The organism is Nonomuraea sp. NPDC005501, assembly GCF_040605905.1.
GTDB lineage: Bacteria > Actinomycetota > Actinomycetes > Streptosporangiales > Streptosporangiaceae > Nonomuraea.
On sequence record NZ_JBEXDT010000024.1, the window covers coordinates 75439 to 86160 of the forward strand.

The window sequence follows — 10722 nt, forward strand, 5'->3', positions numbered from 1 at the left end:
GCTGGGCAGGGACGGGATGCTGGGCAGGGACGGGATGCTGGGCAGGGACGGGATGCTGGGCAGGGACGGGATGCTGGGCAGGGACGGGATGCTGGTCGCGCGAGTGCGTGGGACCCACAGCATGAGGCTGGGCGGGCACGTGACGGCGGCCGTGGAGGTGCCTGGGATTCCCGGCGTGACGATGGGGGTCGGGGCGATGGCTGGGATTCCGGGGCCGGGCGGGAGGGGACGCGGGCGGCCGGTCGGCCGATCGCTCGGGAAGCCGGGCAGAGGCGTGCGGCCGGAGCAGGGCCTGGGCATGCGCGGGCCGCGGCGCGGCGGGGGCCCGGTGACGTGGTCGCCGGGCTGGGCGCGCTCGTCGTCCTGGTCGGGCTCGTCGGCGGTGTGCCGTACGCGCTGCTGAGGTTCGCCGGACCGCCCATCGCGCCCGAGCTGCTCGACCTCGACCTTCTCACCAGCAGCGTCGGGCCGTCCACGATCGTCGCCGTGCTCCTCGTGCTCGTGTGGCTCGCCTGGTTGCAGCTCGTGGCGTGCGTCATGGTGGAGGTGTACGCGGGGGTGCGCAGGGTCGGCATGCCCGCCCGCGTCCCGTTCTCCGGCGGCACCCAGGCGCTGGCCAACCGGCTCGTCTCGGCGGTGCTGCTGCTGTTCACCGCCGGGGCCGTGGCCGTGCCGATCGCGCGCCTCGGCATGACTCCGCCCGCCGCGCCGGTGGTGGCGGCCGTCGCGTTCACCGCGCCCGTCGCCGAGCAGCCGGCCGAGACGCCGCACACGGTCCAGCACCGGGCGAAGAAGGTGTACGTGGTGCAGCCGCCGCACGGCCGCCACCACGAGAGCCTGTGGGAGATCGCCGAGAAGTGCCTCGGCGACGGCCGTCGCTATCCCGAGATCTTCGAGCTGAACCAGCACAAGGAGCAGCCCGACGGCGCCCGCCTGCGCATGGCAGACCTGATCCGGCCCGGCTGGGTCCTCGACATGCCCGACGACGCCCGCCACGCCCACGTCGTCCCCGCCGAGCAGGCGCGGGCGCAGACCCTGCGCGAGCACCCCGGCCGGGCGACCGTCACGCCGGGCCGCGTCGCCGACGAGGTCCGCCAGGAGGCCAGGCACCAGAGCCCCAAGAACCACAGCCCCGAGCAGCGAACCCCGCGTCAGCACGGCGCCGAGCGGCAGGGCGCCGAGCGGCAGGAGGAGCAGGAGCAGGGGCTGGATCTCGTCGACTACCTGGCCGGGGCCTCGCTGGCCGCCGCGGGCCTGCTGGCGCTGCTCGGCCGGCGGCGGCGTGAGCAGCTGTGGCGGCGCGCGTTCGGCCGCCGGATCGCGCGCCCGCGTGGCGACGCCGCCAGCGCCGAGGTGGCGCTGCGGATCGGCGCCGACGCCCCCGGCACGCGCCTGCTCGACATCGGCCTGCGGGTGCTGGGCGCCGAGCTCGCCGCGCAGGGCCGCACGCCGCCGACCGTGTACGCGGCGCACCTGTCCGCACGCACCCTCGACCTGTGGATCCACCCGCCGGACGGCGACGCGCCCGCACCCTGGACCGTGCAGGACGGCGGCCAGGTGTGGCGGCTGCCGGCCCACGAGGGCCGCCTGCTGGCCGAGCGCTGGGACGCCGCAGGTGCGGGCGGAGGCCCCGGCGGAGCGCCGTACCCCGGGCTGGTGTCGCTCGGCACCGACGCGGGCGGCCGGGTGCTCGTGGACCTGGAGGCCGCCCAGGGTCTGATCAACATCCGTGGCCCGCAGACCACGGCCGCGCTCGCCGCGCTGGCCGTCGAGCTGGCCACCAACCGCTGGTCCGACCGCATGAGCATCACGCTGGTCGGGTTCGGCCAGGAGCTGACCGCCATCGCCCCCGAACGGGTGCGGGCGGTGGGCAGCCTGGCCGAGGTGCTGCCGGAGCTGGAGGCGGCCGCCGCGCCGCGCCAGGAGGTGCTGACCGGGCGGATCACGGGCCGGCCGCGCGACGCCCACTACCTGCTGTCGGCCGTCACCCCCACCCAGGAGGAGGCCCGCCGGCTGGCGCTGCTGGCCCGCAACGACACAGCCGGCTACGTGGTGACCGGCGACGTGCCGCACGCCACCTGGACCCTGGAGATCACCTCCGAGGGCAAGGCGCGGATCGCCGAGCTGGGCTTCGAGGTGACCGCCCAGCTCCTGCCGCGCCGCCACTACCAGGCGCTCGTCGAGCTGTTCCGTACGGCCGGCCGGTACGACGGCGAGCCGATCGCCGAGGCCGAGCCGCTGGAGGACCTCCGGCCCGCCGAGGTGGAGGTCAGGATGCTCGGCCCGATCGAGATCGTCGGCCTCGACCCGCTGGAGGAGGGCCGGATGGCGCTGGCCGCGGAGATGCTGGTGTATCTGGCCACGCATCCCGGCGGTGTTCACCCGGTCGTCCTCGGCGGTGTGCTGTGGCCGCGCGGTGTGCAGGGCATGGTGCGCGACGCCACGATCGCCCGGGTCGCGGGCTGGCTCGGCGAGGAGCACCTGCGGGTGGACGAGGCGGGCCGGCTGAGTCTCGGCCCGGGCGTGCGCACGGACTGGGCGCTGTTCCGGGAGCTGGTGCGCCGGTCGCACCGGGATCCGGCGGCGCGGGCCGTGCTGCTCGAACGGGCGCTGGGGCTGGTTCGCGGACCGCTGCTGAGCGGGCGGCCGTCCGGCCGGTACGCGTGGCTGGCGGCCGACGACCTGGAGTACGACGTCACGGCGGCGGTGGCGGACGCGGCCCACCGGCTGTGCGAGCTGCGACTCGCGCACGGCGATCCGGAGTCCGCGGTGGCGGCCGTACGGGCGGCGTTGCTGCTCGCGGCCGACGACGAGGGGCTGTGGCGCGACCTGCTGCGCGCGACGCACGCGACCCGCGACTTCGTCCGGCTGCGCGCGGTGGTCGACGCGCTGACCAGGAGATCGGGGGCGCACTCCTACACGGGCGGGCTGGCGCCGGAGACCGAGGCGCTGATCGACGAGCTGCTGCCCGCCTGGCGCATCCACGTGGTGAGGGAGTCGACGGCATGAGATCAACGCGATGGGTTCGGCGGCCTGCGGGAGCCGAAGGTGCGCGGGGCTCCGGAAGGGGCCGGTGGGGTGCGGGAGTCGGCGGGATCGGCCGTATGAGGCGGGTCGGCTGGGTTGTGGTGCTGGTGGTGGCCGGGAGCGTGGCGGCGGCCGGGTGTGGTGGGCAGAGTGCGCGGCCGTACACGCCGGGTGGCGCCCCGGCGCCCGCCACGAGCGCGCCGCCGACCGACGTGAGCGCGCCGCCGACCGGGACCGCGTCCTCGGACGCCACCACGCCATCCGTCCCGGACGGGAGCACGGGGCGGCCGGCGACGGCGAAGTCAGCGATCCCGAAAGGCACCCAGACCGTGCGGATCGGTGACGCGCTGCGGGTCCGCATCGAGTGGCCGCCCGACGCCGACCCGCTGGTGCGGCTGGTCGCCGACTACTACGTGGACACCCGGCGGGCCGTGGTCACCGGTGACGACGGCTACCTCGACAACCTGGAGTACGACGCCGTGGGCGTGGCCGGCCGGTGGGTGGACGCGTTCGCCGACCGGGAGCGGAGCCTGCGTGGCGTCGCCCGCGTGTACAACCTGCGGGTCCAGTCCGTCATGGGCAAGGGCGCGCAGGTCAACGCGTGCTTCGACGAGACGGGGGTGCGCCTGGTGTCCACGCGCACCGGCAAGGCGGTCGCCGAGCAGCCCGCTTGGACGCGCGCCCCGTACGTGCAGGGCGTGGCCGCGCACCGCTACGACGACGGTACGTGGCGCATCCGGACGTTCGTCGCCGGTGAGAAAGGGTGTGACCGATGAAGCCGCTGATCCCTCTGCTGGTCGCGAGCCTGATGGTGACCGCCGCGGGCGTCCAGAATGCGGGCGTCCAGAATGCGGGCGTCCAGAATGCGGGCGTCCAGGGTGCGGGTGTCCAGAGCGCGGGTGTGCGGGGCAAGCCGCCGAAGGACCTGGGCGGAGTCTCCGCCGAGGCGACTCAGAACAACAACACCAGCGTCCTGACCCTCAAGGGCTCGCGCATCATCATCAGCGGCAACGGCGTCAAGGGCGGCAAGCGCGACGGCTACCGCCTGACCAGCCCCTGCTGGTACGAGCCGGGCCCCACGCCGGAGGAGATGCTGAAGCAGCAGGAGAGCTCGCCCGACCACTTCGCCCGGATCAAGGCCGACGAGGAGAGCTTCCTGCGCTTCCTTGAGCAGTTCAAGGACAAGGTCGGCAAGCCGGGCCGCTGGTGGACGCCCGCCTACAGCGAGAGCGATCCGCGGGGCATCTCGTGCTGGACCGGGCTGGAGATGTTCGTCTTCGTGCCGCCGAACACCACGCCGCCCCAGGGCATCACGATCCGCGAGCTGACCGACATCGCCCGGGCCGCGCTGACCGTGCCCGAGCCCAGGATCCGGCTGAACCCCGACGCCAAGAGCTTCGTGAACCTGCCGACCTGGGTCTGGCTGGACGACGCCGGCGAGACGAGGCGGACGGCCACGGCGACGCTGCCCGGCATCATGAGCGCGACCGTGGTGGCCACGCTGAAGAGCATCGACATCGACCCGGGCACCGGCGACGACCGGGCGAAGGTGTCGGCCGACTGCGGTCCGGCCGGCAAGCCGTACACGAAGGGCGGCACGTACACCTGCGGGGTGAGCTACCTGCGCGCGTCGATCGACCAGCCGCGCGAGGTGTACCAGCTCACGGTGACGACGGTGTGGCCGGTGGAGGTGGCCGACCCGGGGGTGCAGGTGCAGTACCAGCCCGTCCGGATGAGCGCCACCCGGGATGTGCCGGTCGGCGAGGTGCAGAGCAGCGTACGCGACGACGGCACGGAGTGAACACGCCAGCAGAACGACGGCACGGAGTGAACGCCCCAGCAGCACGACGGCACGGGATGAGGCCTCGGGAAAGCCCGGAGGCGGTCAGGCGATGACGGCGGCCAGGGGGGCCAGCTCCGGCACCTCGGCCGCCTCCGCCAGCACCTCCTTGAGCACGGCGTCGTGCGTGGGCTCGGCGGCGGCGAGCAGCGCGCGGCCCTCGGGCGTCACCTCGGAGTAGATGCCGCGCCGGTCGTCCTCGCACAGGTAGCGGTGGAGCAGGCCGCGGTTCTCCAAGCGGGTGACGAGCCTGGTCGTGGCGCTCTGGCTGAGCACGACCGCGCGGGCGAGCTGCTGCATGCGCATGTGCCAGCCGTCCTGCCTGCCGAGCGCGTCGAGCACGGTGTACTCGCTCACGCTCAGCTCGTGCTCCTTCTGCAGGGCTCTCTCCAGCCTGTCCTCGATCCGCGCGTGCAGCGCGGCGAGCCGGCGCCAGCCCTGGGCGCGGGCCTCCGCGGCGTCGTCGGGCAGCGGCATGTGACACCCCTCCAGACATCGTTGTATGGTGAGTTAGTCGGCGTGTGCAAATAATGTCTACGCTTACTAACGTCGTCTGAGGAGTATTCTATGCCTCTCGCCCTGTTCGCCCTCGCGATCAGCGCCTTCGGCATCGGCACCACGGAGTTCATCATCAACGGGCTGCTGCCCGACCTGGCGACGGACTTCGGTGTCACGATCCCCACCGCCGGGCTGCTCGTCTCGGGGTACGCCCTGGGCGTGGCGGTCGGCGGGCCGCCCCTGACCATGCTCGGCGGGCGGCTGCCGCGCAAGACCATGCTGCTGGCACTGATGGTGCTGTTCATCGCCGGGAACCTGCTCTCGGCGCTCGCGCCCTCGTACGGCGTGCTCATGATCGGCCGCGTGCTGGCCGCCTTCGCGCACGGCGCCTACTTCGGCGTCGGCTCCGTGGTGGCCGCCGAGCTCGTCGCGCCGCAGAAGCGGGCCAGCGCCATCGCGCTCATGTTCACCGGCCTGACCCTGGCCAACGTGGCCGGCGTGCCGCTCGGCACCTGGATCGGCCAGGGGTTCGGCTGGCGCGCCACGTTCTGGCTGGTCGTCGCGATCGGCGTGGCCGGGCTCGCCGGCGTGCTGGCCCTGGTGCCGCGCCGGCCGCGCCCGGAGGGCGGCGTGCTGCGGGAGCTGGCCACGTTCCGCTCGGGCGGCGTGTGGCTGGCGCTGGCGATGACCGTGTTCGGGTTCGCGCCGGTGTTCGCCGTCATCACCTTCGTGGCGCCCATGATGACCGGTGTGGGCGGGTTCTCCGCCGGGGCCGTGCCCGTGGTGATGGCGCTGTTCGGCGTGGGGCTCGTCGTGGGCAACCTCGTCGGCGGCCGGCTCGCCGACCGGGCGGTCATGCCGGCCATCTACGGCTCGGTCGCGCTGCTCACGGTGCTGGCCGTGGCGCTCGCGCTGGTCGCGCGGAACCAGATCGCCTTCATGGTGGTGATCACGCTGTTCGGCCTGGCGGGGTTCGCCACGGTGCCGCCGCTGCAGACCCGCGTGCTGGACGCCGCGGCGGGCGCGCCCACGCTGGCCTCGGCCGCCAACATCGGCGCCTTCAACGTGGGCAACGCCATCGGCTCGTTCGCTGCCGGCCTCACGATCGACGCCGGACTCGGGTACGTGGCTCCCGCCTGGACCGCCGCGCTGCTCGGGGTCGCCGGGCTGGCGGTGGCGGGCCTGGCGGGATTCCACGCCCTGCGCACCCGCGATCAGGCGGGGCGGCCGGTGGACTCGTGCGACAGCAGCCACTCCTTGACCGGCACGCCGTAGAGGTAGCCGCCGTAGCCGCCGGTGCTGGGCAGCACCCGGTGGCACGGCACGAACGGTGCGATGAGGTTCTGCGAGCAGGCCGAGCCCGCCGCGCGCGCCGCCGTCCTCGGCAGCCCCGCCCGCTCGGCCAGCTCGGCGTACGACACCGTGGTGCCGGCCCGGACCTCCCGAAGCGCCTGGTGGAGGCGCCTGCGGGTCTCGCTGCCCGGCTGCTGGACCGGGATCGCGTCGAGCGCGTCGAGGTCGCCGTCGAAGTAGTCGCGGACCGCCCGGGTCACCGGGCCCAGGTCGGCGGCGACGGTCATGCCCTCGGCCCGCAGCTCGGGCGACAGCCGGGCGAACAGCTCGCCGGGCTCGCCGGTGAACCCGCCCGCGATCAGCACGCCCTGCCGTACGAGCAGGGAGAGGGGGGCGATCGGGGTGGGCAGGACCATAGTGTCGATCATGATGAGCTCCAGAGATGCAGGGCGGCGTAGGCCCGCCAGGGCCGCCACCGCTCGATGTGGTCGTCGGTGATGCCCAGGGCGGCCATGCGCTTGGTCAGCACCAGGTCGCCGGTGGGCCACGCGTCGGGGTCGCGGAGCGCCCGCAGCGCGATGTAGCTGGCCGTCCACGGGCCGATGCCGGGCACGTCGAGCAGCGCCTCGACGGCCTCGGCGGGCTCCTGGCCGCCGTCGAGGTCGAGCCGGCCGTCCGCCACCCGCGCGGCCAGCTCCTTGAGGGTGAGGACGCGGCGTCCGGTCAGCCCGAGTTGCTGGAGGTCGGCCTCCAGCACCTGCTCGGGCGAGGGGAACAGCAGCGCCGGCGTCGTGGCGTCCGCGCCCGCGGCCGGGCGGCCCGCGCGGGCGACGATCCGGCCCAGCAGGGTGCGGGCGCCGGCGACGGAGATCTGCTGCCCCACCACGGCCCGCACCGCCAGCTCGAACCCGTCGAACGTCCCCGGCACGCGCAGCCCCGGCCGCGCCTCCACCAGGGGACGCAGCGAGGTCTGCCCGAGCGCCTCGGCGATCGCGCCGGGGTCCGCGTCAAGGTCCAGCAGGCGTCGGCAGCGGGCCACGAGCCGGGCGAGCTGCCGTGTGTCGTCCACCGCCACGTCCAGGGCGATGTGCCCCGGCAGCGGGGTGAGCGTGATGACGCCCCCGGGCACGGCCCGGCTGTAGGAGGCGGTGGTCGCCACCTCCAGCCCCGGGATCGCGCGGGCGGCGAGGAAGGCGAAGACCCCCTCCACGTCGTACGGCTCGCGCCGGTGCAGCCGCAGCCGCAACGGCGCCCCCACGCGGGGAGACTGTGCCCCGGCGGCCCGCGCCGGACCGCCGGCCGTGGCGCGCAGCTCGCTCGGCGTGAAGCCGTACGTCTCCCGCATGGCGGCGTTGAACTGCCGGACGCTGCCGAACCCGGCGGCGAACCCCACGTCCGTGACCGGCAGGGCCGTCTCCGTGAGGAGCTGCTTGGCCAGCAGCAGCCGCTTGGTCCTGGCCACGGCCAGCGGTCCCACGCCCAGCTCGGCGACGAACAGCCGGTGCAGGTGGCGCTCGGTGATGTGCAGCCGCCCCGCCAGCCCGGCGACGCCGCGCTCGTCGGCCGCCCCGTCGTCGATCAGCCGCAGTGCCCGCCCGACGAGGTCGCCGCGCACGTCCCAGCCGGGGTCGCCGGGCGACAGCTCGGGCCGGCACCTCTTGCACGGCCGGAAGCCGGCGGCCTCGGCCGAGGCGGCGTGCCGGTAGAAGCGCACGTTTCTGGACGAGGGGGTGCGTGCCGGGCAGATCGGGCGGCAGTAGATGCGCGTGGTCGTCACCGCCGTGTAGAAACGCCCGTCGAACCGGGCGTCCCTGGAGGAGACCGCCCGGTAGCAGGACTCGAAGTCGAGCTCCAGTGGTGACATGCCTCCGACGTTATGCGCTGTCGGGACGGTGGGACCGGCGGAAATCGGACCTCAACGTGAAACCGCAGGTCAGCAGGTCGTGCGGGGTGAGTGGCGGAAATCGGACCCTGTCGCAGGGCGAGATCAACGCTGACGGCGCAGTGGCGAGAGCACGACCGGCAGCCAGCTCAGCGCCATGATCACCGCGCCCGCCCAGAGCGACGCCCGCACGCCCCACACCTCGCCCAGAACGCCCGCGAGCAGCCCGCCGAGGCCGACGGCACCGATGAGGACGAGGCGGATCGTGGCGTTCGCCCGGCCCAGCATGCCGTCCGGGATGATCCGCTGCCGCACGCTGACCAGCAGCACGTTGTTCACCCCCGTGCGGAACGTCAGCACGAACCACGCCCCGGCCGCGGCCCACAGCCACGGGCCGCGGTCCAGGAACGGGATCACGAACGCCGGTGGCGCCGTGGCGAGGCTGAGCAGCAGGGTCGTCCGCCCGGCGCCGAGCCGGCGGCCGAACAGGTGCGCGGTGGCCGACCCGGCGAGCGTGCCCAGCCCGCCCGCCGCGAGGTACGCCCCGAGCACCCACTCCGGATGACCGAGCTGCCGGACCAGGAGCACAGGCAGCAGCACCGAGAGCAGGGGAAAGGCCAGGTTCGCCATGGCCCCCATCACGCACAGCGCGACGAGGACGGTGTTGCCGAGCAGGAAGCGCACCCCCTCGGCGATCTGCCGTCCCACCCCCTCGCCCGTCGCCGGCCGGTCCGGGGGAGCCGGCTCGGGGACGTGGCGCAGCCAGGCGGCCGACCACAGGTGGCTGAGCGCGTCGAGCAGCAGCGCCACGGGCGCCCCCATGGCCTGCACCAGCACGCCGCCCAGGCTCTTGCCGGTGACGTCCATCCCGGCCTGGGTGCCCACGAGCAGCGAGTTGGCCGCCATCAGCCGATCCCGTCCGACGAGCCCCGGCAGCACGCTCACGGCCGCCAGGTCGAACACCATCGTCCCGGCCCCCATCAGCACCGCCACGGCGTAGAGCTGGCCCATGCCGAGCCATCCCATCCACCACGCGACCGGCACGGACAGCAGCACGGCCGCCCGCGCGACATCGGTGAGGATCATCAGGCTCCGCCGCCGTGAGCGATCGACCCAGACGCCCGCCGGCAGCCCGAGCAGCAGCACCGTGAGCGTGCCCAGCGCGCTGAGCAGCCCGACCTCGCCGGGACCCGCGCCGAGCGCGGTGACCGCGAGCAGAGGGAGGGCGACCTGGCTGACCTGGCTGCCGAGCCCGCTGACCGCTCCGGCGACGTACAGGCTGCGGAAGCCGCGGTGCCGCAGCAGCGGGGTCGCGGCGGCGGCCGGAACAGGGGTGGCGGGGGAGGAGGTGGAAGTCATGCCACTGACGATGCTGAAATACCGGCCTATAGGGCTATTGATGAAGCGAGGCGTTAATCCACATGCCCCTCACCCTGGCGTTCACGGCCCAGGACATGGCCAACATCCGCTTCGCCGTCTCACCCCTGGGCGAGGTCGTGGCCAGCGTCCGCGTGGTCAAGGACCCCGCCGCCCATTCCGCCCTGCGCCCCTGGGCCGAGCAGGTACGGCGCCGCCTGGCGGACGTCGACTTCCGCCTGCTGTCCGACCTCGTGCCCGTTCCCACGGTCTCGATCGCCGGCTTCACCTGCACCCCGCCGTCCACCTCGACGCCCGACCTGGAGGTGGAGCTCGCCACGATGCGCGCCGCCGCCGGCCGCGTCCGCGCCGACCTCGACAACGTGGGCGGCCCCCGCACCGAACGCGTCCAGGCCCTGTACGACGACCCGGACAAGGGGCTGGAACGCCTGGCGGAGGAGGTCGGCGGGTACTGGGAGGCGGCCATCGCCCCGTACTGGCCGAGGATCAGGTCGCTGCTCGACGGCGAGATCCTGCGCCGCGCCAGGGTGCTCGCCGAGGGCGGCGCGGACCGCATGCTGGCCGACCTCGACGACGGCGTCACCTGGGAGGACGGCAGGCTGCACCTGCGGAACCGCTACGTGTCGGGCGTCCGCTCACTGCGCGGGCTGGGGCTGCTGCTGGTGCCGTGCGTGTTCGCCTGGCCGAGGGTCTTCTCCGTCACGACGCCGCCGTACCAGCCGACGGTCCGCTACCCGCCGCGCGGCGTGGCCACGCTGTGGGAGAGCCGCGCGGCGGACACCCCCACCCCCCTGGCCCCCGTGCT

The 10722-nt window shown here is 74.2% G+C and carries 10 protein-coding genes; 6 read left to right on the forward strand and 4 right to left on the reverse strand.

Annotated elements, in window-relative coordinates:
- The 4 genes from ABZS51_RS14905 to ABZS51_RS14920 all read left to right on the forward strand — a co-directional run.
- A partial coding sequence (locus ABZS51_RS14905) for a hypothetical protein (RefSeq protein WP_355440373.1) occupies nt 1-403 on the forward strand: 403 nt, incomplete at its 5' end.
- Complete coding sequence (locus tag ABZS51_RS14910; RefSeq protein ID WP_355440376.1) at nt 334-3009, forward strand: BTAD domain-containing putative transcriptional regulator; 2676 nt, start codon at nt 334-336, stop codon at nt 3007-3009. The genes ABZS51_RS14905 and ABZS51_RS14910, both read left to right, overlap by 70 nt.
- A gap of 95 nt (nt 3010-3104) precedes the next feature.
- Nucleotides 3105-3803, forward strand: coding sequence for a hypothetical protein (locus ABZS51_RS14915; protein ID WP_355440378.1), 699 nt, complete (start codon nt 3105-3107; stop codon nt 3801-3803).
- Nucleotides 3800-4828, forward strand: coding sequence for a hypothetical protein (locus ABZS51_RS14920; protein ID WP_355440381.1), 1029 nt, complete (start codon nt 3800-3802; stop codon nt 4826-4828). The genes ABZS51_RS14915 and ABZS51_RS14920 overlap by 4 nt, the downstream gene beginning before the upstream one ends.
- Nucleotides 4829-4912: 84 nt before the next feature.
- On the opposite strand, the gene ABZS51_RS14925 is transcribed toward ABZS51_RS14920, so the two are convergent.
- Nucleotides 4913-5344, reverse strand: a complete 432-nt coding sequence (locus ABZS51_RS14925; RefSeq protein ID WP_310708253.1) for a MarR family transcriptional regulator — start codon at nt 5342-5344, stop codon at nt 4913-4915.
- Nucleotides 5345-5434: 90 nt separating this feature from the next.
- On the opposite strand from ABZS51_RS14925, the gene ABZS51_RS14930 reads away from it, so the two are divergent.
- Nucleotides 5435-6640, forward strand: a complete 1206-nt coding sequence (locus ABZS51_RS14930; protein ID WP_355440385.1) for an MFS transporter — start codon at nt 5435-5437, stop codon at nt 6638-6640.
- On the opposite strand, the gene ABZS51_RS14935 is transcribed toward ABZS51_RS14930, so the two are convergent.
- The 3 genes from ABZS51_RS14935 to ABZS51_RS14945 all read right to left on the reverse strand — a co-directional run bounded on the left by ABZS51_RS14935 (nt 6580) and on the right by ABZS51_RS14945 (nt 9899).
- A complete protein-coding gene (locus tag ABZS51_RS14935) occupies nt 6580-7086 on the reverse strand; it encodes a methylated-DNA--[protein]-cysteine S-methyltransferase (protein ID WP_355440388.1) in 507 nt (168 codons plus the stop codon). The two genes, ABZS51_RS14930 and ABZS51_RS14935, sit on opposite strands and share 61 nt — an antisense overlap.
- Nucleotides 7083-8522, reverse strand: a complete 1440-nt coding sequence (locus tag ABZS51_RS14940; protein WP_355440391.1) for a DNA-3-methyladenine glycosylase 2 family protein — start codon at nt 8520-8522, stop codon at nt 7083-7085. The genes ABZS51_RS14935 and ABZS51_RS14940 overlap by 4 nt, the downstream gene beginning before the upstream one ends.
- Nucleotides 8523-8645: 123 nt before the next feature.
- Nucleotides 8646-9899 carry an MFS transporter gene (locus tag ABZS51_RS14945; RefSeq protein ID WP_355440394.1) on the reverse strand — a complete coding sequence of 418 codons (1254 nt, stop codon included), beginning with the start codon at nt 9897-9899 and terminating at the stop codon, nt 8646-8648.
- Between the two features lie 62 nt (nt 9900-9961).
- On the opposite strand from ABZS51_RS14945, the gene ABZS51_RS14950 reads away from it, so the two are divergent.
- Nucleotides 9962-10722 (forward strand): DUF5937 family protein (locus tag ABZS51_RS14950; RefSeq protein WP_355440396.1); only part of this gene is annotated, 761 nt, incomplete at its 3' end.